Here is a 24,470-nt window from a genome sequence, read left to right as displayed (position 1 = left end):
ACAGTGGCCCGCTACCTGCTCACCCGCGCCTGGCAGTCGGCGTTGACACTGCTGTTGTCGACGATCGTGGTCTTCGTCGGCGTGCGGGCCCTGCCCGGTGACCCGGCCCTCGCGCTGGCCGGGGAGGACCGCTCGCCGGAGGCGCTGGAGGCCATCCGTCGGCACTACGGGTTGGACCAGCCGCTGCCGGTCCAGTTCGCGCAGTACGTGGAGCGCATGGCGCAGGGCGACTTCGGGGTGTCGATCCGCACCGGTACGCCGGTGTCGTCGATGCTCACGACCGCCCTGCCGGTGACCGTCGAACTGTCCGTCCTGGCGATCCTCATCGCCTCGGCGCTCGGGGTCGGCGCGGGCGTGCTCGCGGCGGTGCGTCGTGGGCGGCCCGCGGAGTGGCTCGCCAACGGCCTGGCCCTGGTGGGTCTGTCGGTGCCGCACTTCTGGCTCGGGCTGCTCGCGATCCTCTACCTGTCCGTGGCGACCGGGCTGTTTCCCGCCTCCGGCTTCGTGCCGATCCTGGAGGATCCCGTGGACAACCTGCACCACATCGTCCTGCCGGCGGTGATCCTCGGCACCGGTCTCGCCGCCATCATCATGCGGCAGACCCGGTCGGCGATGCTGGACTCGCTCTCCTCCGACTACGTGCGCACGGCCAAGGCGAAGGGCCTGCGGCCGCGCGCCGTCATCACCCGGCACGCACTGCGCAACAGTCTCATCGTGGTGGTCACCGTCGTGGGCCTCCAGCTCGGTGGCCTGATCTCGGGCGCGGTCGTCACCGAGCAGATCTTCGGGCTGCCGGGCTTCGGCAAGATGACCATCGACGCGGTGTTCCAACGGGACTACCCGGTGATCCAGGCCGTCGTCCTGCTCACCGCGACGGCCTACATCGTGATCAACTTTTTCGTCGACCTGCTCTACTCGGTCATCGACCCCCGCATCCGGGTGACGGGAGATCCGGCATGACCGTCCTCACCGTACCGATGGCGGAGACCTCGGTCAGCGTCACCCGGCGCGCACGGGTGCTGCGACGGTTGCGCCGCAACCCACTCGCCGTGGTGAGCTTCGTCGTGCTCGCGCTGGCGGCGGCCACCGCGCTGCTCTCGCCGTGGATCGCGCCCTACTCCGTCGACCAGACCGACTTCGCCCGTACGTTCGCACCGCCCGGCACCTCCGGCCACGTGCTCGGCACCGACGACCTCGGCCGGGACGTCCTCTCCCGCATCATGCTCGGCGCGCGGGCGTCGTTGCAGGTGGGGCTCCTGGCGGTGGCCACCTCCCTGGTCATCGGGGTGCCACTCGGGCTGGCGGCCGGCTACTTCCGGGCCTGGGACGCCATGATCTCGCGCTTCACCGACCTGCTGCTCGCGTTCCCGTTCCTGATCATGGCGGTGGGGCTGGCGGCCATCCGGGGTGCCAGCCTCGGCAACGCGGCGGTGGCCATCGGCATCGCCCAGATCCCCGGGGTGATCCGGGTCGTCCGCTCGGACACGCTGCGCCTCAAGTCGCTGGACTTCGTCGCGGCGGCCGTGGTCGACGGGGCGAGTGACCTGTGGGTGCTGGCCCGGCACATCCTGCCGAACGCGACGTCGGTGATCCTGGTGCAGGCCACCGTCGCGATCCCGGCCGCGATCCTCGGCGAGGCAGTGCTGTCCTTCCTCGGCCTCGGCATCCAACCCCCGGCGCCCAGCCTGGGCACGATGCTGGCCACCGCCCAGCAGTTCGCCGCCCGGGCACCGTGGGCCGCCGTCCTTCCCGGTGTCGTGATCATGGGCTTGGCGCTGGCGTTCAATGTCTTCGGTGACGCCCTGCGCGACGCCCTCGACCCGAAGGGAGACCGCCGATGACCACGGCCCCCGCGGGCACTGCCGCGCCCGTCCTGGCGATCCGCGACCTCTCGGTGTCGTTCCCGACCGAGACCGGCACCGTCTCGGCGGTGGACGGGGTCAGCCTGGACCTCGCCTCCGGGGAGATCGTCGGGATGGTGGGCGAGTCCGGGTGCGGCAAGAGCGTCACCGCGATGAGCATCGCCGGCCTGCTGCCCGGCAGCGCCCGGGTCACCGGCTCGGTACGCCTCGACGGCGTCGAACTGGTCGGCGCCCGCGAGTCGGCGCTGCGCCGGGTACGCGGCCAGGAGATCGCCTACATCTTCCAGGAGCCGATGACGTCCTTGAACCCGGTGCTCACCGTCGGGCGGCAGATCGGGGAGGTGCTCCAGGTCCACGAACGGATGTCCCGACGAGCCGCGCGGGCCCGGGCCGTGGAGCTGCTGACGCTGGTCGGGATCCCGTCCGCGGCGCAGCGGGTCGACACCTACCCGCACCAGCTCTCCGGTGGCATGCGCCAGCGCGTGATGATCGCGATGGCGGTGGCCTGCGGCCCGAAGGTGCTGGTGGCCGACGAGCCGACCACCGCGTTGGACGTCACCGTCCAGGCCGGCATCCTCCAGGTGCTGCGGGACCTGCGCGACCGGCTCGGCACGAGCATCCTCATCATCACGCACGACCTTGGCGTGATCGCCGACATCGCCGACCGCGTCGTCGTCATGTACGCGGGACGGGTGGTGGAGCGGGCACCGGTCGACGACCTGTTCGCCCACCCCAGGCACCGGTACACGGCCGGGCTCCTGTCGGCGTCACCGCAGCCGGGCCGGCACGCCGGCACGGACCGCTTGACCGAGATCCCCGGGCTGGTGCCCGTCCTGTCGACCCAACCCGACGCGTGCACCTTCGCGGACCGGTGCCCGGCCGCCGACGCGACGTGCCGCGACTCCGCCCCGCCTCTGGAGGGCGTCGGTGGCACGGACCACGTGGCGGCCTGCTGGCACCCCTGCACAACGGCACCAACGGCACCCCAGGAGGCGACCCGATGACGCCGCAGCCCAACGCCCTGGAGATCGAGGACCTGGTGATGCACTTCGGCCCGGTCCGCGCCGTGGACGGGGTGTCCCTGACGATCCCGAGGGGCCGGGTCACCGCCCTGGTGGGGGAGAGCGGCTCCGGGAAGTCGACAGTGGGTCGATGCGTGGTGCGGCTCGTCGAGCCGACCGCCGGGACGGTCCGGATCGCCGGGACGGACGTCACGCACCTGTCCCGACGGCGACTGCGCCCCCATCGCGGCGCGGTGTCGATCGTCTTTCAGGACCCGGCCGGGTCCCTGGACCCGCGCATGCTGGTGGGCGACATCGTGGCCGAGCCGCTGCGGCTGGCCGGCAACCGGATCTCCCGGCGCGACCGGGACGCCCGCGTCGCCCCCCAACTCGAACGGGTGGGCCTGCGCGCCGAGGTGGCACGACGCTACCCCCACGAGCTGTCCGGCGGGCAACGCCAACGGGTCAGCATCGCCCGGGCACTGATCTCCGAGCCCATGCTGCTCATCGCCGACGAACCCACCAGCGCACTCGACGTGTCCGTGCAGGCGTCGGTGCTCAACCTCCTCGCCGACCTGCAACGCGACATCGGGTTCGCCTGCCTGTTCATCACCCACGACCTGTCCGCTGTCGAGTACCTGGCCGACGACATCGCCGTCATGTACCTCGGCCAACTCGTCGAGCAGGGCAGCCGCGAGCGGATCTTCGCCCGGCCCGCCCACCCGTACACGCAGGCGCTGCTGTCCGCCGCGCCGGTGGCCGACCCGGTGCGCCAACGCGAGCGTCAGCCGGTGCTGCTCGGCGACGACCTGCCGTCCGCGCTCGACCCGCCGTCCGGGTGCCGGTTCCGGACCCGGTGCCCGCTCGCGTTCGACAGGTGCGCGACGGAGGTGCCGGCGCGGACGGCCATCGGCGACGGCATGGCCGCGTGCCACCTGGTCCGGCCCGACGGCACCGGCCCCGACGTTCGCACCGCAGATCCCAGTGAGGTGTTGTCATGACGTTCACCACCCGACCCACGCTCCAGGGCACCTTCGGCATGGTTTCCTCGACGCACTGGCTCGCCAGCCAGGCGGCGATGGGCATCCTCGAACGCGGGGGCAACGCCTTCGACGCCGCAGTCACCGCCGGGTTCGTCCTGCACGTCGTCGAGCCGCACCTGAACGGGCCGGGCGGCGAGGTGCCCGCCATCGTGGCCACCGCGGCGGACCCGACGCCGAAGGTGCTGTGCGGGCAGGGGCCCGCGCCGGCCGGTGCCACCATCGCGCACTTCCGGTCGCTCGGCATGGACCTCATCCCGGGGGCCGGGCCGCTCGCGGCGGCCGTACCCGGCGCGGTGGACGCCTGGCTCCTGCTGCTGCGCGAGCACGGCACGCTCACCCTCGCCGAGGTGCTGGAGCCGGCGATCGGCTACGCCGGCGCCGGACACCCGCTGGTGGGCCGGGTCGGTGACACCGTGGCGGCCGTGCGGTCGCTGTTCGAGGAACACTGGCCCACCTCCGCCGCGCTCTGGCTGCGCGGCGGCCGGCCACCCGCCGCCGGGGAGATGGTCACCAACCCGGCGTACGCGGGCACCCTGCGCAGGCTGGTCGAGGCGGGCCAGTCGGCGGGCGCGGACCGGGAGGCGCAGATCGAGGCCGCGCGTCGCGCCTGGAGTACGGGTTTCGTCGCCGAGGCCATCGACGCGTTCAGCCGCCAGCCGTTCCAGGACTCCAGCGGTCGGCCGAACGCCGGGCTGATCACCGGTGACGACCTGGCCGCGTACTCGGCGACCTGGGAGGCGCCCGCCACCCTCGACTGGCACGGCTACACGGTGGCGAAGACCGGTTTCTGGGGCCAGGGCCCGGTGCTGCTGGAGTCACTGGCCACCCTCGACGCGCTCGACGACCCCACCGCGTACGACCCGTCGACCGCCCGGGGCGTGCACGCCCAGGTCGAGGCGCTCAAGCTCGCCTTCGCCGACCGGGAGGCCTGGTACGGCGACGACGTCGAGGTGCCCGCCAAGGCGCTGCTCTCCCGGGAGTACGCGCGGGAGCGGGCGGCCCTGATCGGTGACCACGCGTCGGCCCAGTTGCGGCCGGGGCGTCCCGACGGGGCGCTGCCACGGCTGGCGGCCCACGTCCGACCCGGCGCCGGCCGGCGTGCCGACCCGACGGATGCGACGACGGGGGAGCCGACAGTGCAGTCGGACGGCGTGACCCGTGGCGACACCTGCCACGTGGACGTGGTCGACCGCTGGGGAAACATGATCTCCGCTACCCCCAGTGGTGGCTGGTTGCAGAGCTCGCCCACCATCCCGGAACTCGGCTTTCCGCTGGGCAGCCGGTTGCAGATGTTCTGGCTGGAGGAGGGGCTGGCCTCGTCGTTGGCCCCCGGCCGTCGGCCGCGTACGACGCTGAGCCCGACGATGGTGCACCGCGACGGGGAGCCGGTGCTGGCCTGCGGGACACCCGGCGGCGACCAGCAGGACCAGTGGCAGTTGCCGTTCCTGCTGCGGCACCTCGTCGGCGGCCAGCCCCTCCAGGAGGCCATCGACGCGCCGGCGTGGCACACGCTCAGCCTGCCGGGGTCGTTCTACCCACGGGACATGGAGCCCGGCGTCCTGGTGGTGGAGGACCGGTTCGACGACGACGTGCTGGCGGCCCTGCGGGCGTACGGGCACGAGGTGCGGGTCACCGACTCGTGGAGCCTCGGTCGGCTCTGCGCGGTGAGCCGCGACCCGGCGACGGGCGTGCTCTCCGCCGGGGCGAACCCCCGGGGGATGCAGGGCTACGCGTGCGGGCGTTAGGGCCTGGCGTAGCCACCCTCGGCGTTCTCGTGGGCCGCGGCGGACGCCGCGTCGAGGTGGTCGAGCGCGGCCCGCTCGGCGCGGTCGCCGTCGCCTGACTCGATGGCGTCGACGAGCTGGATGTGCTCGGCCCACGAGTGTGGCGCGCGTTCGGCCGCCCCGAGCCGGAAGACCCACTGGACATGGAGGTAGAGCGACTTGGCGATCGACGACAGCCAGGGGTTTCCGCTGACCTGGAGGATGCGCAGGTGCAGGGTGCTGTTCAGCTCGGCGACCCGGGCCAGGTCCTGCCGCTGTGTCGCCTCGCGTCCCTCGTCCAGCAGGGCACGCAGGGCCACCACGTCCGCGGCGGTCGCCCGCTCGGCGGCCAGCCGGGCGGCCAGCGTCTCCAGGCGTACGCGGACGGCGAACATGTCGGCGACGGTGCCGCTGCTCGGTGAGGCGACGACCGCTCCCCGGCGGGGGAGGATCACGACGAATCCTTCCGCCTCGGCGACGCGCAGGGCCTCCCGGACGGGGTTGCGGGAGACGCCGAAGTCTTCCGCCAGCCGGTCCTCGGTGAGCCGTTCACCGGGTAGGTAGTTGCCGTCGATGATGGCGGTGCGCAGGGCGGCGAGGACCTGATCGCGTAGCGGCAGGTGTTGCGCGCCGAGCTTGTCCCGCAGATCTTCAGCCACCTGGTCGCCTCTCCGTGAACATGTCCGGACAAAGTGTATACGAAGAACAATTCTTGGAGGGTGGCCGACAGTGTCGAGCACAGTGCCCAACGTCATCCAGCCCCGCCCTGCGGCTCAGCAGGACCCGCGCCTCCTGCGTCGACGGCACGCGCTCGTCGTCGTGCTCACCTTCCTGACCGGTTGCGCCGACGCCATCGGGTTCCTCTCCCTCGGCGGCGCCTTCGCCAGCGTCATGACCGGCAACATGGTCCTGCTCGGACTCTCGGCGGGCCGAGGTGACGCCGAGCTGGCCCTGACGTCCGGCTGCGCCATCGTCAGCTTCATCGTCGGTGTCCTCGCCGGCGCCCGCGTCGTCGGCTCGGCACGACCGGGCGACAGGGTCTGGCCCCGGCGGGTCACCTGGGCGCTCGTCCTGGAGCTGCTGGTGTTCGTCGTGTTCCTCGTCGTCTGGGAGGTCACGCTGCACACCGCCGACGCGCGTGTCCACCTCGCGCTGCTCATGCTGTCGGCGGTGGCGCTGGGCGTGCAGAGCAGTGCCATCCAACGGTTCGGCGTGCCCGGCCTGTCCTCCACGTACCTGACCGGCACGCTCACCAGCCTGATCGCCGGCGTCGCCGCGCGCAGCCCGTGGGGCAACCTGCGCCCCAAGGCCCAGGTGTTGCTGGCCCTCATGGTCGGCGCCGCCGTCGGCGCACTGGTCGCCCTGCACCTGGCGGTCGTCGCCCCGGCGCTGCTGATCGTGCCGCTGGTGCTCGTCATCGGCGTGTCCGCCCGGATGCGGGCCTGACGTCAGACGCCCCGGGCGAACAGGGCCAGGCGGACCCGGTTGGGGCTGTCGGTCTTGGTCATCAGGCTGGTGATGTGGGTCTTGACCGTGGTGACGCCGATGTGGAGGCGGTCGCCGATCTCGGTGTTCGACAGGCCCTCGGCGACCAGGTTCAGCACCTCCTGCTCGCGGGCGGTCAGGCCCTGCACCGACCGTGGTGTCTCGGGGCGGGCGTGCACCGCACGCTGCACGAGGCGTCGCAGCACCTCCGGGCTGAACGGACTGTCACCGACGGCCGCCCGGCGGATGCCGTCGAGCAGCTCAGCCGGGGGCGCGTCCTTGAGCAGGAACCCGCAGGCGCCCGCAGTCAGCGCGGGGTAGAGGTGGTCGTCGTCGCCGAACGTGGTCAGCACCAGGATGCGGGCGGCTGGTCGCGCGGCGAGGATCCGGCTGGTCGCGGTGATCCCGTCGACGCCGGGCATGCGCAGGTCCATGACGACGACGTCGGGAAGGAGCCGGGCGGCCAGTGTGATCGCCTCGCGGCCGTTGTCGGCCTCCCCGACGACCTCGATGTCGGGCTGGGACGCACAGAGCATCCGCAACCCGGCCCGGATCAGGTGCTGGTCGTCGACCAGCAGCACCCGGATCACGCCGACTCCGGTGCGGGGGAGTCGGCCGGGGCCCCGCGTTCACCGGGCACCGACCGGACCGGTGCCCGGTCGGAGGCGGCCACCACGGCCGGGAGGGCGGTGCGCACCCGCCACCCGGTGCCGGACGGGCCCGCCTCCAACCGGCCGCCGAGGACCTCGACGCGCTCGCGCATCCCGGTGATGCCGTGCCCGCCGCCGGTCGGCACACCGGCCAACAGGCCACCGCCGGTCGGCACACCCGCCGGCACCCCGCCGCGACCGGTGTCGGCGACCTCCCAGTGCACGACGCCGTCGCGGACGGCGACCACGAGGTGCGCCACAGCGGACGTACCCGCGTGTTTGGCCACGTTGGTCAGTGCCTCCTGGGTCAGCCGCAGCACCGCCATGCCGCGCACCGCGTCGAGCGAACCGATCGCCGGGTCCAGGTCGGCCTCCACGGTGATGCCGGCCTGACGGGCCCGGTCGATCGCCGCGCCGATCGCCGCCGGCAACGCGGAGGGCTCGATCGCGGTCAGCGCCGCGTCGCCGCGTACCCCGTCGGGGTCGCGCAGCACCGCGACCAGCCGGCGCAGCTCCCCCAGGGCCGCGGTGCCCGTGCCGTGCACGTCGTCGAACACCTCGTCGATCCGGGGATCCAGGTCGGTGAGCACGTGCCGGGCCACGCCGACCCGCAGCACCATCGACGCGACGTGGTGCGCGACGACGTCGTGCAGCTCGCGGGCGATGGCGCTGCGTTCGTCGGCCCGTGCCGCGCGGCTCTCCGACTCGTGCTGCCGTTGCTCGGCGACGGCGCGTTCCTGGGCCTGTCGGGCGAGATTCCAGTTGGCGCGGATGACCAGGCCGAGCAGCAACGGGATGCCGACCTCCAGGGCCAGGCCGACGACGCCGGCGGCGACCCGGTCGGCCGGATCGCCGATCGTGTTGGTCAGGTCGACCACGGCCAGCAGCCCGGCGGCCAACCAGATGGTGCGGGCGCGGTACGCCCCGATGGTGATCTCGATCAACGCCCAGCTGGCACCGACCTGATTGATCATGATGTCGTCGAGCAGGGCGATCGCCGCGGCCAGCAACGCGGCCTGCACCATCATGTTGGCGACCGGCCGACGGTGCAGCAGCAGCGCCGCGGCGAACGCGCCCACCGCGAGGATCCACTGTGTCACCGTCGGCGTGCGGCCCGCCTGGGTGCAGAAGACCAGGTAGCCCACCCCGGCGAGGTCGAGCAGCGTCAGCCGCACGAGCGTGTCGCGCGTGTTGAACAGCCGACCCAGCCAGCGCACGGGCTCAGCCTAGGTGCTGTGGCTCGGTGGCAGCGCCCTCCGGCAACCGCCACCGGGTGCGGACCGCGAGATAGGCGGCCAGGCCGAGCGGGCCGAGCAGGATGGTCAGCAGCAGGACCGGAGCCATCACCAGCGCCGGCACCCCCCGTTCGCGGCTGTCCAACCATGCCCAGCGCCCGACGAACAGATCGAACGCGATCATGTGCGCCCAGCCCGCCGCCGCCCCGTCGGAGGTGCCGAGCAGGTCGCGCACCCCCGCCAGGGTCGGCGACGCCACGGCCGGCAGCACGTCGCCGAACGCCGGGATCACCAGCAGCGCGTAGATCACCACCACCGGCAGCACGATCAGCGGCGACGAGATGACGCGGGCGGTCCAGGACCATCGCGGCAGCAGGATCATCATGGCCCAGAACGGCGCGGCCACCGCGAACGTCAGGACGAACAGCATCTCGGTCATGCGGCCAACGCCAGGTCGGAGCGGCGCCGCCGGGCCAGCACCAGAGCGGCGGCGGTCGCCGTCGCGACCACCAGGGCCGCGACCGCGGCGAGGGTGACAGCGTCCGGCCGCAGCAGCGCCTGCCCACGCAGTGCCTGCCAGGTCAACATCACAGTGAGTACGCCGTACGCCGCGCCCGCCACGACCACGAGCCGTGCCCGGGTGCGCTCGTCCAACCGCGTCGCGAACCGGTTCAGCAGGATCGCCAGGAGCGGCAGGGCCTGGAGGGCGTGCAACCCCACGAAGTGCCCGATCCGCAGGTCTCCGCCCATGGTGCTCCATCCAACCAGTGGCAGACCCGCCCCACCGTCCGGCACACCCACGCTGTGCGCCCCGGCGACCCCCTCGATCCCCGGGTCCTGACCGGGCAGTGCCATCGGCACCGCCGCCACCATGCCCAGCAGTGACAGGCCGAGACCCCAGCCGACCGCGCGGCGGGCAACCAGGTCGGGAATCCGGCGGATCAACACCACGATCCCCAGGACGAGGTGCGCGAAGAACAGCACGCCGATCGCCGCGCCCATCGCCGCGAAGAGGGCGGTGTTCAGAGGGGTGCTGTCGTTGAAGTGGCTGGTCTGCCCACGCACCACCTGTCCGACGATCACCACGTTCTCGACCGCCGCGACGGCGACGATGAGGGTGGCCATCCGCTCCGCGAGCCGGCTCCGACGGGGCAGCAGCGAGAGCATCCACGCGAGGGTGACGCCGTACAGCACGAAGGACACCGCGAACTTGAACGGCTTGAGCCAGATCGGCGCCCCGACCAGGACGCGTGGGTCGACGACGATGCCGACCGCGCAGACCACGGCGAGCGCCGCCATCGCGTACACGAGGAACATCAGTGGGCGGTGCCAGCGTGCCGTCCGGCGCAGATCGATTGTCATGTCTGTAGATGGTCGCGACAGTGCCCGCCGCTCGCGTCCGACCGCGAGCCCCGGTTGTGGCCGGCGGTCGGAGCGGGGTCTCCTCCCTGGGTAGGAGGCGAATCCCGCCGAGGACCGTCGCCCGCGCTGGCACAATGGCCGGTCTGCCGACCACACGGGGAGCGAACAGTGACGACCACAGAGGATCGCGTCCGGCCGAACGAGACGACACTGCCGCTGCTGCCCTGCCCCGCGCCAGAGGAGACCCTGGCGTTCTGGCAGGCGCTCGGGTTCGAGGTGACCTACAAGCAGCTCAAGCCGTACGTGTACCTGGCCTTGCAGTGGAGTGGGTTCCAACTGCACTACGGCCCCGCGCCCAAGGACCTGGACCCGGCGAAGGAGACGTCCGGCGGCTGCCTGGTGATGGTCGACGCGGTCGCGCCGTACCACGCGACGTTCGCCGAGACGATGCGTCGCAGCTACGGCAAGGTGCTGGTCAAGGGTTTACCCCGGATGACCCGCTACCGGGCCGGGGCGTCGCGGTTCAGCATCGTCGACCCGTCGGGCAACACCATCACCTTCATCCAGCGCGACGAGCCGGAGGACCTGGAGTACGGCGGGTCGGCGGAGTTGCAGGGCCTGGCGCGGGTGCTCGACAACGCGCGGATCCTGCGCGAGTTCAAGATGGACGACCGAGCTGCCTACCGGGCGCTCGACTCCGGAATGCGCCGCCGCGCCGACGACGCGCCGGTGGTCGAGCAGGCGATGGCGTTGGCCGCCCTGATCGAGCTGTCGGTGGCGTTGGGGAAGGCGGAGCGCGTCCCCGAGTGGGGCGCCCGCCTCCAGGCGCTGACCCTGACCGACCCGGAGCGTACGCAGGTGGAGCAGTTCGTCGCCGACCCGGCCGTCCTCACGCCGTGGTGGGGACCCGACGCGCCCTGAAGCCGCAACACGCTCCGCATCGACCAAGATCTGCACAACTTCGGGGATGTAGGTGCCTCGGCGGCGAGTGAGGCAGCACTTTCCTTGTTCTTGTGCGGATCTTGGGCTCGTGTCGGACCTTACGAGGCCAACCGCTCGACCGTGTCGCGACCTGAGCCTGGCAGCCCGGCCCCCTCGTCGGAGTGGTTGATCTCCGACCACACCGCGTCCAGGGAGAGGCCGAGGACGTCGGCGATGGCGGCGATGGTCGGGAAGGCGGGGGTGGCGATGCGACCGGACTCGATCTTCCGGAGAGTCTCCGGCGAGACACCCGCGTCCAGTGCGGTGAGGAGCATCGAACGGTCCCCCCGGGCTCGACGCAGCAGGGCGCCGAGCCGCTGTCCGCGTTCGACCTCTTCGGGAGTGAGCGGCAACCTGACCATGGCCCGATTCTAGTACCGGGATAATATGGCCGGGATAGTTATTGGAAGTGCGAGGAAGGCGCTGCATGATCGAGATCCTGACCCCCACCGACCTGCTGCGAGCGAAGGATTCCGGCGCCCTGGTCGCCGACATCCTGCGGACGCTGAAGAGCCGCAGCGCGGTCGGCACGAACCTCCTGGAGATCGACGCGTGGGCACGCAGCATGATCATGGAGGCCGGGGCGCAGTCCTGCTACGTCGACTATGAGCCGTCCTTCGGGCGTGGGCCGTTCGGCCACTACATCTGCACGTCGGTCAACGACGCCGTGCTGCACGGACTGCCGCACGACTACACCCTCGCCGACGGCGACCTGCTGTCGCTCGACCTCGCCGTCTCCCTGGGCGGAGTCGTCGCCGACTCCGCCATCAGCTTCATCGTGGGCGACGTGCAGCCCCCGGAGAGCGTCGCGCTGATCGACGCGACCGAGCGCGCACTGAGCGCGGGGATCGCCGCCGCCGGCCCGGGCGCCCGCATCGGTGACATCTCCCATGCCATCGGCTCCGTCCTCACCGCGGCGGGATACTCGGTCAACACCGAGTTCGGCGGTCACGGCGTCGGCTCGACCATGCACCAGGACCCGCACGTCTCCAACACCGGGCGGCCCGGACGCGGGTACCGACTGCGCCCGGGCCTGCTGCTGGCGCTGGAGCCCTGGGTCATGGCGGACACCGCCAAGCTCGTCACCGACGCCGATGGCTGGACGCTGCGCAGCGTGACCGGCTGCCGGACGGCGCACAGCGAGCACACGATCGCCATCACCAACGACGGAGCCGACGTGCTCACCCTGCCGAAGGCCTGATCCCGACCTCAGGAACCATCGGCCCGGCGGATCGCGGCAGCCATCTCCGCGGAGCTGTGGTCGGCGTCGACCCCCTCGACGAGGATCACGTCGCCGGCCAGGTGCCTCGTCCGCAACTGCTTGATCTCCTGGTACGCATCGGAGCCGTACCAGGAGCGGGCCCTGGTCGAGTCGGGAAACTCGATGACGACAAGATCGCCCGGCCAACTGCCTTCCAGCACCTCGACCGGCCCACCGTGGACGATGAACCGACCTTCGAAGGGTGCCAGGGTGGCATCGATGCGCTCCAGATATTCGAGCACCTCGGCATGGACAGGTGCCCTACGCAGATGAGCGAGCGCGTACGCGGTCATGATTCTCCGATCGTCGGGGACGCTTCGTAGAGATGATCGCGAGCGTCGGTGCGCGCTGTCGATTACGTCGCAGGTAATGGGGCGTACCTCCGGTGTGGTCACTAGGGTCGGGGGGTGACGACCAGGACCAGGCCGGGCCGACCGGTGGGGGAGTTGCTGCGCGACTGGCGTCGAACCCGCGGAATGAGTCAGCTCGACCTGTCGATCGAGGCGGGTGTGTCGGCCCGGCATCTGAGTTTCGTGGAGACCGGGCGATCCCGGCCGAGCCCGGACCTGATCCTGCGGCTGGCGGAGCGGCTCGACCTGCCGCTGGCCGAGCGCAACACGATGCTGCTCGCCGGCGGCTACGCCCCCGCCTACCCCAGCCACGAGCTGACCGACCCGCAACTCGCCCCGTTCCGGGCCGCCGTACGGCAGATTCTCGACGGGCACAGCCCGTACCCGGCGGTGCTCATCGACCAGCACTGGCAGCTGGTCGAGGCCAACCCCGCCGTGGCCCTGTTCACCGCCGACGCGAAACCTCACCTGCTCACCCCACCGGTCAACGTGCTGCGGCTCAGCCTGCACCCCGACGGCATGGCCCCGCGAATCCTCAACCTTCCCGAGTGGCGGGCCCACCTGCTCGCGCGGTTGCGCCAACAGGCCGCGGCGACCAGCGACCCGGTCCTGTCCGATCTGCTCGACGAGCTTCGCGGCTATCCCAGTGGCGACGACATCGGGGCACCGACCGGCGACGAGCTGTCGCGTGTCGTCATCCCACTGCGGTACCGCCACGGCGACCGGGAGTTGGCCTTCATCAGCACGACCACCCTCTTCGGCACCCCGCTGGACGTCACCGTCTCGGGGCTGGCCGTCGAGGCCTTCTTTCCGGCCGACCCGGTGACCGCCGCCGCACTCCACGCCCTCGGCACGCCCGCGGCCGGCGTGGCCTGACCTCGGCACCGTCGTCGCGTCCGTGGCGTCGTCGGCGGCGACGAGCTGCACCCACCGTCTACGACTAATCCGCATCCGACGGGGCACGTTCGTCCGTATACATGGTGAGTCCCGTTCAAAATGAACCGATCGGTCATATTTTCCGTGATGACGGTCAGGGTCACACACCAGATTCGCGGAGGCACGATGTCAACGGTTCGAACTGGTCCGCTCGTCGGGCTGATCGTGCAGATCGTCGTGCTGGCGGTGCTCGCGGGGACAGTCGGTCTGGGCGCGGCGGGATGGTTGGCGGGGCTGGCCTACGGAGTGGGCCTGTGCCTCCTGCTCAGCCGGGGGATGTCCCGGTCGACCGCGCCTGGTCTGAGCCCGGCCGACCGCGTGACTCTGAGCCGGGCGATCCTCGTCGGCGGCGTGACGGCCCTGGCCGCGGAGTCGTTCACCCGGCCGGCGCCGGTCGCGTTGATGGTCACCCTCACCACCGTGGCGCTGGTCCTCGACGCGGTGGACGGCTACACGGCCCGACGCACCGGGACGACCAGCGAGCTCGGCGCGCGCTTCGACATGGAGATCGACTCGTTCCTGGTGCTGGTGCTGTGCCTCTACGTGGCCCCCTCGGTGGGTGCCTGGGTGTTGGCGATCGGCGCGATGCGGTACGTCTTCGTGGCCGCGAGCTGGGTGCTGGGATGGATGCGCGGGTCGCTGCCGCCGCGCTACTGGCGCAAGGTCGTCGCGGCGATCCAGGGCGTGGTGCTGACGGTGGCGATGGGTGACGCGCTGCCCGGGCCGCTGACGACCGCCATGCTGGTGGTGTCGCTGGCGCTGCTCGTCGAGTCCTTCGGGCGCGACGTCACGTGGCTGTGGCTGACCCGTCACCTGCGCCGCACCCTCGTCCACGACGCCCCGGTCACCCACGATGCCCCGGCCAGTCACTACGCACCGGTCACCCAGCACGCCGCCATCACCCAGCACGTCGCACACGTTCCCGATGCGCCTGACGCGATGCCCTGGCCGGAGCACAGGCCGGTCGCCGTGGCCCGACGCGGGACCGCCCGCGTCTGAGCCGCCCGGATGCCACGCCCCACGAAGATCATGGAAGGATGCCCGGGTTGTCGCTCTTGACGCGCGTACGTCAGCAGTCGAGCCAGGGACGGAGGGCGATGAGAGGCGAACTGTCGGACGCCACCGAGACCGACGGCACCGCACCCGAGGGTCGGCCGGGCCGCTCCATCCGGGCCCGACTCGTGACCGTCCTGGCCGCGCTGCTGGTGCTGCTCGTGCTCACCGCACCGTACGACTTCGGTCGCCTCACCCCGGCGGCGTTCGTGCGGATCCCCCTGGAGGCGCTGCTGGTCGTGGCCCTCCTGCTCGCGCTGCCATCGCGCGGGAGCCGGCTGGTCGCGACGCTCACTGGCGTGGCTCTCGGTCTGCTCGGCCTGCTGAAGTTGCTCGACCTGGGGTTCTCCGCCGCCCTCAGCCGGGCGTTCGACCTGGTGCTCGACTGGGCGTTGCTGGACGAGGCGTTCGCCTTCCTCAGCGAGTCGTACGGTCGGCCCGCCGCCGTCGGCGCCGCGATCGCCCTGGCGGTGGTGGCGGTGGGCCTGCCGGTCCTGGTCACGCTGTCGGTGCGGCGGCTGCGCCGGCTGGTGATCGGGCACCGCACCGGGGCCACCCGGATCGTGGCGGCGCTGGTGGTCGTCTGGGTGGCCTGCGCCGCGTTCAACGTGCGGGTGGTCGAGGGCGTAGCGGTCGCCGACACGTCGGCGACCACGCTGACAAACGGCCACGGCTTCCAGGTGCGCCTGCGACTCGACGACCGGGAGAAGTTCGCCGCGCTACTCGAGGACGACCGGTTCGAGCAGACTCCCGGCGACCAACTCCTCACCGCGCTGCGGGGCAAGAACGTGGTCATCGCCTTCGTGGAGAGCTATGGCCGGGACGCCGTCGAGGACCCGGAGTTCGCCCCGCAGGTCGGCGCCGTCCTGGACAGCGGCACCAGCCAGTTGCAGGCGGCGGGATTCGCCGCGCAGTCCGGCTTCCTCACCTCGCCGACGTTCGGCGGCGGCAGTTGGCTCGCGCACGACACCCTGCTCTCCGGTCTGTGGATCGACAACGACCAGCGGCACCGCACCCTGCTGGCGAGTGACCGGATGACCCTCAACGGCGCCTTCCGACGGGCCAACTGGCAGACCGTCGGCGTGATGCCCGCCGTCAGCAGGGCGTGGCCGGAGGGCTCCTTCTTCGGCTACGAGCGGTTCTACGACGCCAGGGCGCTCGGGTACCGTGGTCCGAAGTTCAGCTTCGGCACGATGCCCGACCAGTTCACGCTGTCCAGCTGGCAGCGCCTTGAGCAGGCGAAACAGGACGGCAACCCGGTGATGACGGAGCTCGCGCTGGTGTCGAGCCACGCACCGTGGACGCCCGTCCCGCGACTGGTCGACTGGGCCACCGTCGGCGACGGGGCGATCTACCGTGGCACCGCCGGCGAGGAGGATGAGCGGCGGCGCAGCACCGCCCAGATCCGGGCCGACTACCGGCAGTCCATCCAGTACACGCTGAGCACGCTCGTCTCCTACGTCCAGACCTACGGCGACGACGATCTCGTGTTCATCTTCCTCGGCGACCATCAGCCCGCCGCGGTCGTCACCGGCGAGAACGCCAGCCACGACGTCCCGATCACGATCATCACCCGGGACCGGGGCGTCCTGGACCGGATCACCGGGTGGGGCTGGCAGGACGGGCTCAAGCCCGGGCCACAGGCACCGGTCTGGCGGATGGACACCTTCCGGGACCGGTTCCTGACCGCCTTCGGGCCGTAACCCCGGCCACCTCGCGCCCCACTCACGGACTGGACGACAGACAGATGACGGCTACCACCGAGGCCAGGATCGCTGCGCTCCGGGCCGATCCGGCCATGTCCCTCCTGCACCGGTCGCTGGATGTCTACTACGGCGACCCACAGCGGGACGCGAGGATGGACGCGTTCTACTCCCGGTTCGTCACCTCGGGGGACCTCGTCTTCGACATCGGCTCCCACGTGGGCGACCACATCGGCAGCTTCCGTCGACTCGGAGCCCGGGTCGTCGCCGTGGAGCCGCAGCCGCTGTGTTTGCGCGCCCTGCGGACGATCTACGCCGACGACGACCAGGTGACGCTGGTCGAAGGGGCATGTGGCGCGGCCGCCGGGAGCACACGGCTGCACGTCAACTCCGCCAACCCCACCGTGTCGACCGCCTCGTCCGACTTCATCCGGGCGGCGCACGGCGCGGGCGGTTGGGAGGGCCAGGTGTGGGACGGGGACATCGAGGTCCCGGTGGTCACCGTCGACGCGCTGATCCACGAGTACGGCGTACCGAGCTTCGCCAAGATCGACGTGGAGGGTTTCGAGGACGAGGTGCTGGCCGGTCTGAGCCGGCCGCTGCCCGCTCTGTCGTTCGAGTTCACCACGATCGCACGTGCGGTTGCCTACCGGTGTCTCGACCGTCTGACCGCGCTCGGCTTCGACGGTTTCGACGTGGCGCTGGGCGACGACAAGTCGATGACCTTCGAGAGGTGGCTACCCGCGAGCGACGTGGCAGCACACCTGCGCGACCTGCCGCACCGGACCAACGCCGGCGACGTGTACTGCGTGTCCCGGGGAGGGTTGCGACAGCCACCGCCGCATGACGATCCGAAGCGGCGGTAGCCACTGCCCGCGTACCGGAAAGGAGCCGTCACGGCGTCCCGACGTTCAGAAGGGCCACCGCTCGTTAACGCCATCCTCGATGAGCGGGATCATCGCGAACGCGGCGTCGGACAACCCGCCGAAGGTGTGCCGGTTCGCTGCGGTCGGCGTGTGCCCGACCCGGTATCCGGCCAGGTTCCAGGTGTACACGGGAACCTCAGCGGGCACCGCTGCGGCCACGTCCGCCGCGTTGTGCCAATGGGCCTGCTCATCGGTGAGGATGACCACCCGGTCGTGCCGGTCGTAGTGCTTGCGCACCGCCTTCTCGGTGTCGGTGCCCATGCCGAAGAAGTAGCCGTCGTCCTTGAACCGCCGCACCGCCGCGAGCACCGACTCGCCCGCCAACGACGGAAACACCCGACTGTCATTGGAGAACGACACCACCGTGGCCGCCCGCGCCCGGGCGGCCAGCGCCAGGCCGAACACCGTGGCGCCGTCCCAGCAGAGCAGCGTGCCGTCCTTGCTGAACGGGCTCTGCATCGAGCCCGACGTGTCGATGAGGATGAGGGTCCGCCCGCCCAGAGCAGGCACGTTGGCCAGGGCATGCTGCAAGGCCTTCTCCAGCGGGTACGCCCACCGCAGACTCGGTGCCGCGTTGTACGCCGAAAGGAAGCGCATCGGCAGCACCCGAGAGGCGGCAACCTGGCCCGGATCGGAGAGCTTGGCCGCCACCGTCTCCGCCACGGTGTCGCTGACCCCGACCTGGTCGAAGTTGCGCAGGTTGCGCAGCAACGCCAAATAGCCCATGGTCGGGATGACGGACTCCCATGCCGAGGCGTCCATTGCGCTCTGTCGCCAGCCCGCCAGGGCCTCCCACGTCATGCCGGCCGCGCCCAGCACCGCCGGATCGGTGACCTCCCTGCGCTGCTCGACGGGCAACGCCATGAGCGTGTCCCGGGCCGCCAGCATCCCGAGCGACGCCGGCAGCGGGTTGTCCCGCCGGTGCCGCCGATCCAGCGCGTGCCGGAACAGGTCGCCCTGCCGCTCGTCCTTCGCGGTGGGGTGCGTCAGGTCGATGACATCGCCAAAGCGCACCTGGCTGCCGACGGAGTCGTACTTGAGCAGACTCCGCTCGGTGTACAGCCGGACCGCCGCGTCGGCGATGCCCCGCTTCACCGGCTTGGGTAGTGCCCGGCCATGGCGAGCCAGCCAGTATGCCAGAGCCTCTGCGGGCTCGTCCGCACGCTGCAACGCGGCGTCCACGACTGCCCGCGAACCCGGAATCTGGGCGGCAACCTGGGCGCGAGCGCCCTCGACAGCCGCCACCACGGACGCCGAGCGCAGCATGGCGACGGACCGAAGCCACGGTACGAAGCGAGCGAACCAGTCCGGGTCAGCTACGGCGACGGTGGCGACCAGGTCTCGGAAGCGAGCGTCCCGGTCCGTGGCGCCCTCGTAGAAGGTGTCCTCGCCGACCATGATGGAGACACCGAGCAGGAAGAGTTCGACGCGCGGCTCACGGGCGAAGCCGGGCGCGCCCTGGGCGGTCGCCGGCTGCTGGCGGCCCTTGCGCAGCTTGATGTTGAACTTGGCCATGACGTCCCCCACGTCAATCAGCTCGGAAACGCCACCCCACCGCACACCCGAGATCAAAATCGGCCACGGACTAGTCCGCCGTTCTGTCCGTTGAACTATTCACCCGAAGGTGGCGGAGGACTCGAACCCCCATCTGCGGACCCCTGAAGTAACCGTTGCCTGCGCACCGGGTGTGTGGTGTCGTCGCGCTTCCCGAGATCGAGGTCGGCGACGGATGGTCCTTCACCGAGGTCGGAACCCCTCCAGATGTAACCGTCACCTGCGCACCGGGAAGTGCGGTCATGACGCTAGCGGTGGCGCCGACGGCCGGGCAACGGAGTTTGCGATCTTGTGATCGGGAGGGCAGTGGTGCCCGCCTGGTCACGCCACACACCCGAGATCAAAAGTGGACACGGTTTTCGCGGGTTCGAACCGCGGGCCCTTCCCGGGCCTTCGCCAAAGAAGTAGCCGTGTCCGTCGCACCGGGCGTGCGGCGTGAGCGCGCCTCCCGAGATCGAAGCGGCGACGGCGACCGGCCCTTGCGGGCCAAGGTGACCTGGGCCGCTGGTCGACGCCACCCAAGGTGGCGGTGGGATTCGAACCCACGTCTCCCCGTTGAGAGCGGAAGTAGCCGTTGCCTGCGCACCGGAAGGCGCCTGACGACGATAGGCCCGCACCGACGCGTGGACAAGCTGTTTCGGCGCCCTGGCGGCCTCCGCTGGCTCCGGACGGGTACGTTCACCCCACCGCCGGGGCGGCAAGCCCGACCGCAGCGAGGGCCCCGCGCCGCGTCGAGCCCCCGATCGTCGACGACGAGCACGTCGGTCGGGTGAATCACTGATGGCGGTGGACACGTCACCGGGGCATGATCGGGGTTCGTCTCGACGGAGAGCCGAGCCACGCGATCGCGCGGGAGGTGGGTGACACCGATGACCCCGACGCAGCTGCGCGCGTACGTCGCCGTGGTCCGGCTGGGGTCCGTCAAGCAGGCCGCCGCGGAGCTGCAGGTCTCCGAGTCGGCCGTGTCGCTCCACATCGCCCAGTTGCGCAGGGAGTTCGGCGACAAGCTCTTCTCCCGGACGGCGGGTGGCCTCGCCTTCACCCCCGGCGGGCTGCGGCTGGCCAGTCGCGCCGCGGAGCTGCTGGGGCTTCAGGACCGTACGATCCGGGAGGTGAGCGCCGCGACGCGTGGCCGGCGGCTGCTGCGGGTCGCCGCGTCGAGCCTGTTCGCCGAGTTCGCCGCGCCCGGTCTGATCGAGCTCTTCGCCAAGCGGGCCGCCGACCTCGACGTCGAGCTGAGCGTACGCAGCCCGGGTGCCTTCGGGTCGCTGCTGCTGGCTCGGGCCGTGGACATCGCGATCGGCCCGCAACCGCCGGTGGTGGACAGCGCCACCGCCAGCCGGCCGGTGATGAACTACCGCCTCGTTCTCGTCGTCGGCCCGGAGCACCCGTTGGCCGGTGTGCCGGCGTCCCCCGGGCAGCTGCGGGAGCAGACCTGGCTGCTCGGGCCGTCCGCCACCACGGATCTGGGTGGGGTGCCGGCGATGCTGCGTCGCCTCGCCGTGCCGGACGAGCGGCAGCAGATCTTCCAGAGCCACGCGGCGGCGCTGGGGGAGGCCAAGCGGGGCAAGGGCGTCTCGCCGGCCCTCGCGTTCACCGTCGCGCCGGACGTCCGGCAGGGGCATCTTGCGCAGGTGGCGGGGCCGAACGCGACGATGGAGGCGGTGTGGCACTCGCAGGTGCTCGCCACCCCCGACGCGATGTCGGCCGCCGACGAGCTGTCGCGCTTCTCGTCGACGCCGAGGGCGATTCAGGCGATGATGCGCGGCGCGGGCGTCAGCGTCGGCCACTTCCGGCCGTCGGTGCACGTGACGCTCTGGAGTTGACGGGCGACGACCAGCAGGTCCTGGAAGGTGCCGGCGGGCAGCATCCGGTCGCAGTAGGGGAGAGCGGCGGCCATGCCGCCGACCCTGGGGGTGAAGCCGGGTGCGCCGGCGCGGGGATTCAACCAGACGATCCGGTACGCGCGGCGGCTCAGCCGGGCCATCACGGCCGCCAGTTCGTCCGGCGGGTCGCTGTCCCAGCCGTCCGACCCGATCACCACCACCGCCCCGCGCACGGCGTCCGCGTGGTGGGAGGTGAGCAGGGAGCGCAGGTTCGTGGCGATCCGGGTGCCCCCGTACCGGTCGGTCACGGCGGCGCTGGCCTGCGCGACCGCCTCGGCCGCCGACGTGTGTCGCAGCACCACGGTGAGCCGGGTCAGCGTCGTCGCGAACGCGAAGACCTCCGCGTCGGCGACCACCGCGAACGCCCGCATCAGATGCAGGTACGCGGTCGCCTGCGCCCGCATCGACTCGCTGACGTCGCAGAGCAGCACGACCCGGCGTGGTCGTCGCACCGGTCGCTCGCGGACGACCTCGACGGGTTCCCATCCGGTGCGGCGGGCCCGGGCGATGGTGGGCCGCAGCGCGACCCGGGCACCGGCCACGCCGATGGCGAATCGCCGGGTACGCCGGGTCGGCCAGCCGGCGACGGCAGCGCGCAGGGCGTCGCCGAGCCGTGCGACCTGTGCGCTGTCGAGTGCGTCGAACGGGCGGTCGGCGAGCCCGCTGAGGGCGCTGGGGCGCCGCTCGGGCAGCAGCAGCGCTGTGTCGTGTGCCGGTGTCTCCGCCACGGCTGGCGGCAGCGTCGCCCACGGCAGGCCACCGCCGGAATCCGAGTCGTCGGTGTCGGCGGGCACACGCGCGTACACGTCGTCGTGAGCGTCAGGCGGGGACGCGGACCGCGACGGCCGGGGCAGTGGTGGGGGGTCCGCGAAGATCGCCGCGAAGACCCGGTCGAACGCGGCGAGGTCGGCGTGTCGTCGGACCAGGCAGATCCGGGCCGTCCAGTAGAGCGACGACATCGAGTCTGGTGGGCTGGCGGCGAGCGCCCGGACGAAGTCGTCGACGTCGGTGAGGCCGGCCGGGACGCCGGCTCGTCGCAGCCGGCCGACGAGCGCCACCGCGAACGCGGCCCGGTCGACCCCGCGCAGCACGCCCGGGCTCACCGGCGCGAGGCCAGCCAGGCGATCACCGCGCCCACGGCGACGAGACCGACGACGACGGGTACGAGGCGCTTGGTGATCGAACCGCCGGCGATGCTGAGCAGGTCGAGCGCCTCCGGCTCGGCAGCCACCGCCACGCGGGTGGAGCCGTCGGGTGACTCGACCGCCGACGACGATGACGATGCCGACGACGCTGACGGCGATGACGATGACGATGCCGACGACGCCGCCGCCGACGGCAGCGACGGCGAGATCGGCGACGACGCCGCCGTCGAAGAGGCTGGTGACGGCTCGATCGGTGACGGCGCGACGGCGGCGGTCCTGGGTGTGGTGGCGACCGCTGTCGCGGACGCGGCGGGAAGCGCCTCGGGCGCTACGGACGACGGCGCGACGGGCTCGGAGTCCGCGCGTGGTGCCGGCACGGCCGGGGCCGAGTGGTCGGCCGCGAGCTTGGCCTCCAGGTTGGCGACGAACTGGGCCACCAACTTGCCCGACACCTCCTTGATCATGCCGCTGCCGAACTGGGCCAGCTTGCCGGAGATCTTCAGGTCGGTGTCCACGCTGACCAGCGTCCGGTCGCCGTCCGGCCGTAGGTGAGCGGTGACCAGCGCGGACGCGTTCCCCGTCGACCGGGCGTCGCGGCCCTTCGTGTCGATCACCCCACGGTAGGCGGAGTCGTCCTTCTCGACGAACCGGGCGGTGCCCGCGAACTCCGAGATCACCGGCCCGACCTTGACCTTCACCCTGCCCCGGTAGACGTCACCGTCGACGCCGGTCAACTGGGCCCCCGGCAGGCACGGCGCGATCCCCTCCAGATCGGTGAGCACCGCCCACGCCTCGTCGATCGGGACAGCGACCGCGAACTCGTTCGTGATCTTCATAGCTGGCTCTCCTGGTAGGCGCCGAGCGCGGCGGCGACCACGGCGCGGTCGTCGGGGGTCTTGGCGATGGTGCCGATGGTCAGCGCGACGTCGTCGGCGGCGAGACCGGCGACGCCCAGCACGGACAGCGCGGCCACCCAGTCGATGGTCTCCGCCATCCCGGGCGGCTTCTCCAACTCGCGGCCGCGTACGCCGCCGACGAACTGGACGGCCGTCTGGATCAGCGGCTCGGTGGCGCCCGGCACGGCACGGCGGACGATCTCGACGGCGCGGGCCGGCTCGGGAAAGTCGATCCAGTGGTACAGGCAGCGGCGGCGCAACGCGTCGTGCAGCTCCCGGCTGCGGTTGGAGGTGAGCACCACGACCGGCGGCGTACGGGCGGTGAACGTGCCGAGCTCGGGGATCGTGATGCCGGCCTCGCCGAGGAACTCGAACAGCAGTGCCTCGAACTCGTCGTCGGCCCGGTCGATCTCGTCGATCAGCAGCACCGGTGGGACCGGCCCCCGGTGGCGTACGGCCCGCAGGATCGGCCGTTCCTGGAGGAACTCGGCGCTGAACAGGTCCGCGTCGGTGAGCCGCGCCTGTTGTGCCTCGGCGAGCCGGATCGCCAGCAGTTGTCGCTGGTAGTTCCACTCGTAGAGCGCCTCGCCCGCGGTCAGCCCCTCGTAGCACTGCAACCGGATCAGCGGCGTTTCCAGCGCGCGGGCCAACGCCTTGGCGGCGGCGGTCTTGCCGACACCCGGCTCGCCCTCCAGCAGCAGTGGCCGACCGAGGCGCAACGCGAGGAACAGGGCCATCGCCAGGCCGTCGTCGACCAGGTAGTCGACGGCGTCGAGGCGGTGCCGCACGGCCAGGGCGTCCCTCATGCCTCGCCCGCCAACAGGCGTTGGTAGTCCGCATGGGTGTCCACGTCGATCGGCACCGGCCCGTCGACGGGCACCTCGGTCACCGGGTGGCGGCCGGAGTGCAGCAGCTTCCAGACGGCCTTGTCGCCGTGCAGGTCGTACAGCTCGGGAAGGACAGCCCGGCCGAAGCGGAACGGGTGGCCCAGCCCGTTCGCGTACCGGCAGACGGCCAGCGGGGTGGCCGCCTCGGCGACCCGGCGGACGTCTGCGGCGCGGACGCCGGGCTGGTCACCGAGGAGCAGCACGAGCGCGTCGGCGCGCGGGTCCACCGCCCGCGCGGCGGTGCTGACCGACGACCCGCAGCCGGTGCTGAACGCCGGGTTCTCCACGACCTGGCACCCGGTCAGGTCGACCCGGTCGCGGATGCCGCTCGCCGCGCCGCCCAGTGTGACGAGCAGCTGGTCGAAGCCGCACGAGCGGGCCAGGTCGAGAGTGGCGTCGAGCAGCGTCCGCCCCCGGTACGGCAGCAGTTGCTTCGCCTCGCCGAGGCGCACCGACGCGCCCGCGGCGAGCACCAGGCCGGTCAGGAACAC

General features: G+C 71.7%; 24 protein-coding genes, 1 tRNA gene and 1 pseudogene. 13 read left to right on the top strand and 13 right to left on the bottom strand.

Features of this window, described 5'->3' with window-relative positions:
* Positions 1-3 precede the first annotated feature (3 nt).
* Genes KBX34_RS08180 through KBX34_RS08160 form a run of 5 tightly spaced genes read left to right on the top strand, consistent with a single transcriptional unit; the run spans position 4 to position 5,651 of the window.
* Entirely contained in the window at positions 4-960 is a 957-nt protein-coding gene (locus KBX34_RS08180) for an ABC transporter permease (RefSeq protein ID WP_088948703.1), read from the top strand.
* Complete coding sequence (locus KBX34_RS08175; RefSeq protein ID WP_210924189.1) at positions 957-1,841, top strand: ABC transporter permease; 885 nt, start codon at positions 957-959, stop codon at positions 1,839-1,841. Before KBX34_RS08180 ends, KBX34_RS08175 begins: the two co-directional genes overlap by 4 nt.
* Complete coding sequence (locus KBX34_RS08170) at positions 1,838-2,866, top strand: ABC transporter ATP-binding protein (RefSeq protein ID WP_210924187.1); 1,029 nt, start codon at positions 1,838-1,840, stop codon at positions 2,864-2,866. The genes KBX34_RS08175 and KBX34_RS08170 overlap by 4 nt, the downstream gene beginning before the upstream one ends.
* A complete protein-coding gene (locus KBX34_RS08165; protein WP_210924185.1) occupies positions 2,863-3,864 on the top strand; it encodes an ABC transporter ATP-binding protein in 1,002 nt (333 codons plus the stop codon). Before KBX34_RS08170 ends, KBX34_RS08165 begins: the two co-directional genes overlap by 4 nt.
* Positions 3,861-5,651 carry a gamma-glutamyltransferase family protein gene (locus KBX34_RS08160; protein ID WP_210924183.1) on the top strand — a complete coding sequence of 597 codons (1,791 nt, stop codon included), beginning with the start codon at positions 3,861-3,863 and terminating at the stop codon, positions 5,649-5,651. Before KBX34_RS08165 ends, KBX34_RS08160 begins: the two co-directional genes overlap by 4 nt.
* On the opposite strand, the gene KBX34_RS08155 is transcribed toward KBX34_RS08160, so the two are convergent.
* Entirely contained in the window at positions 5,648-6,328 is a 681-nt protein-coding gene (locus tag KBX34_RS08155) for a GntR family transcriptional regulator (RefSeq protein ID WP_210924181.1), read from the bottom strand. The two genes, KBX34_RS08160 and KBX34_RS08155, sit on opposite strands and share 4 nt — an antisense overlap.
* A gap of 70 nt (positions 6,329-6,398) precedes the next feature.
* On the opposite strand from KBX34_RS08155, the gene KBX34_RS08150 reads away from it, so the two are divergent.
* On the top strand, positions 6,399-7,115 hold the full coding sequence (locus tag KBX34_RS08150; protein ID WP_210924179.1) for a YoaK family protein: 717 nt from the start codon (positions 6,399-6,401) through the stop codon (positions 7,113-7,115).
* A 2-nt stretch (positions 7,116-7,117) separates the two neighbouring features.
* Here KBX34_RS08150 and KBX34_RS08145 read toward each other — a convergent pair whose 3' ends face one another.
* Genes KBX34_RS08145 through KBX34_RS08130 form a run of 4 tightly spaced genes read right to left on the bottom strand, consistent with a single transcriptional unit; the run spans position 7,118 to position 10,401 of the window.
* Positions 7,118-7,744 (bottom strand): response regulator transcription factor, encoded by a 627-nt coding sequence (locus KBX34_RS08145; RefSeq protein ID WP_210924176.1) that lies wholly within the window; start codon positions 7,742-7,744, stop codon positions 7,118-7,120.
* Positions 7,741-9,021, bottom strand: coding sequence for a sensor histidine kinase (locus KBX34_RS08140; RefSeq protein WP_210924174.1), 1,281 nt, complete (start codon positions 9,019-9,021; stop codon positions 7,741-7,743). Before KBX34_RS08140 ends, KBX34_RS08145 begins: the two co-directional genes overlap by 4 nt.
* A 4-nt stretch (positions 9,022-9,025) precedes the next feature.
* On the bottom strand, positions 9,026-9,478 hold the full coding sequence (locus KBX34_RS08135) for an ABA4-like family protein (RefSeq protein WP_210924172.1): 453 nt from the start codon (positions 9,476-9,478) through the stop codon (positions 9,026-9,028).
* Positions 9,475-10,401, bottom strand: coding sequence for a hypothetical protein (locus KBX34_RS08130; RefSeq protein WP_210924170.1), 927 nt, complete (start codon positions 10,399-10,401; stop codon positions 9,475-9,477). Before KBX34_RS08130 ends, KBX34_RS08135 begins: the two co-directional genes overlap by 4 nt.
* A 168-nt stretch (positions 10,402-10,569) precedes the next feature.
* On the opposite strand from KBX34_RS08130, the gene KBX34_RS08125 reads away from it, so the two are divergent.
* Positions 10,570-11,322, top strand: a complete 753-nt coding sequence (locus KBX34_RS08125; RefSeq protein WP_210924169.1) for a glyoxalase — start codon at positions 10,570-10,572, stop codon at positions 11,320-11,322.
* A gap of 119 nt (positions 11,323-11,441) precedes the next feature.
* On the opposite strand, the gene KBX34_RS08120 is transcribed toward KBX34_RS08125, so the two are convergent.
* On the bottom strand, positions 11,442-11,744 hold the full coding sequence (locus KBX34_RS08120; RefSeq protein ID WP_088948691.1) for a helix-turn-helix domain-containing protein: 303 nt from the start codon (positions 11,742-11,744) through the stop codon (positions 11,442-11,444).
* A 65-nt stretch (positions 11,745-11,809) separates the two neighbouring features.
* Here KBX34_RS08120 and map point away from each other — a divergent pair, with 65 nt between their 5' ends.
* Entirely contained in the window at positions 11,810-12,583 is a 774-nt protein-coding gene (gene map, locus KBX34_RS08115; RefSeq protein WP_210924167.1) for a type I methionyl aminopeptidase, read from the top strand.
* 8 nt (positions 12,584-12,591) lie between these two features.
* Here the strand turns inward: map and KBX34_RS08110 are convergent, their stop codons facing one another.
* Positions 12,592-12,936: a DUF1330 domain-containing protein gene (locus KBX34_RS08110; RefSeq protein WP_210924165.1), complete on the bottom strand. Its 345-nt coding sequence runs from the start codon at positions 12,934-12,936 to the stop codon at positions 12,592-12,594.
* Positions 12,937-13,050: 114 nt separating this feature from the next.
* On the opposite strand from KBX34_RS08110, the gene KBX34_RS08105 reads away from it, so the two are divergent.
* The 4 genes and pseudogenes from KBX34_RS08105 (at position 13,051) to KBX34_RS08090 (ending at position 17,551) form a co-directional block, all read left to right on the top strand.
* Positions 13,051-13,869, top strand: coding sequence for a helix-turn-helix domain-containing protein (locus KBX34_RS08105; RefSeq protein WP_210924163.1), 819 nt, complete (start codon positions 13,051-13,053; stop codon positions 13,867-13,869).
* Between the two features lie 147 nt (positions 13,870-14,016).
* Positions 14,017-14,748: pseudogene (locus tag KBX34_RS08100) on the top strand (CDP-alcohol phosphatidyltransferase family protein); the annotation flags it as partial.
* Between the two features lie 278 nt (positions 14,749-15,026).
* Positions 15,027-16,685, top strand: a complete 1,659-nt coding sequence (locus KBX34_RS08095) for a sulfatase-like hydrolase/transferase (protein WP_210924159.1) — start codon at positions 15,027-15,029, stop codon at positions 16,683-16,685.
* 44 nt (positions 16,686-16,729) lie between these two features.
* Positions 16,730-17,551, top strand: coding sequence for an FkbM family methyltransferase (locus KBX34_RS08090; protein WP_210790255.1), 822 nt, complete (start codon positions 16,730-16,732; stop codon positions 17,549-17,551).
* A 45-nt stretch (positions 17,552-17,596) separates the two neighbouring features.
* Here the strand turns inward: KBX34_RS08090 and KBX34_RS08085 are convergent, their stop codons facing one another.
* Together KBX34_RS08085 and KBX34_RS08080 are read right to left on the bottom strand one after the other, a co-directional pair.
* Positions 17,597-19,138: a TROVE domain-containing protein gene (locus KBX34_RS08085; RefSeq protein WP_307871354.1), complete on the bottom strand. Its 1,542-nt coding sequence runs from the start codon at positions 19,136-19,138 to the stop codon at positions 17,597-17,599.
* A gap of 551 nt (positions 19,139-19,689) precedes the next feature.
* Positions 19,690-19,752, bottom strand: a tRNA-OTHER gene (locus tag KBX34_RS08080).
* A gap of 282 nt (positions 19,753-20,034) precedes the next feature.
* Here KBX34_RS08080 and KBX34_RS08075 point away from each other — a divergent pair.
* Positions 20,035-20,991, top strand: a complete 957-nt coding sequence (locus KBX34_RS08075) for a LysR family transcriptional regulator (RefSeq protein ID WP_088948683.1) — start codon at positions 20,035-20,037, stop codon at positions 20,989-20,991.
* Here KBX34_RS08075 and KBX34_RS08070 read toward each other — a convergent pair.
* From KBX34_RS08070 to KBX34_RS08055, 4 genes are read right to left on the bottom strand one after another with little or no spacing between them, the layout of a single operon-like run.
* Complete coding sequence (locus tag KBX34_RS08070; RefSeq protein WP_210924157.1) at positions 20,916-22,154, bottom strand: VWA domain-containing protein; 1,239 nt, start codon at positions 22,152-22,154, stop codon at positions 20,916-20,918. The genes KBX34_RS08075 and KBX34_RS08070 overlap by 76 nt on opposite strands.
* Positions 22,151-23,032 carry an SRPBCC family protein gene (locus KBX34_RS08065; protein ID WP_210924156.1) on the bottom strand — a complete coding sequence of 294 codons (882 nt, stop codon included), beginning with the start codon at positions 23,030-23,032 and terminating at the stop codon, positions 22,151-22,153. Before KBX34_RS08065 ends, KBX34_RS08070 begins: the two co-directional genes overlap by 4 nt.
* Positions 23,029-23,898, bottom strand: coding sequence for a MoxR family ATPase (locus KBX34_RS08060; protein ID WP_088948680.1), 870 nt, complete (start codon positions 23,896-23,898; stop codon positions 23,029-23,031). Before KBX34_RS08060 ends, KBX34_RS08065 begins: the two co-directional genes overlap by 4 nt.
* The gene (locus KBX34_RS08055) at positions 23,895-24,470 is read right to left on the bottom strand and encodes an NTP transferase domain-containing protein (RefSeq protein ID WP_088948679.1); all 576 of its coding nucleotides are present in this window, start codon (positions 24,468-24,470) and stop codon (positions 23,895-23,897) included. The genes KBX34_RS08060 and KBX34_RS08055 overlap by 4 nt, the downstream gene beginning before the upstream one ends.

It is taken from the genome of Micromonospora sp. M61, assembly GCF_018070245.1.
Classification (GTDB): domain Bacteria; phylum Actinomycetota; class Actinomycetes; order Mycobacteriales; family Micromonosporaceae; genus Micromonospora; species Micromonospora zamorensis.
This window is presented reverse-complemented; position numbering and strand designations above follow the sequence as displayed.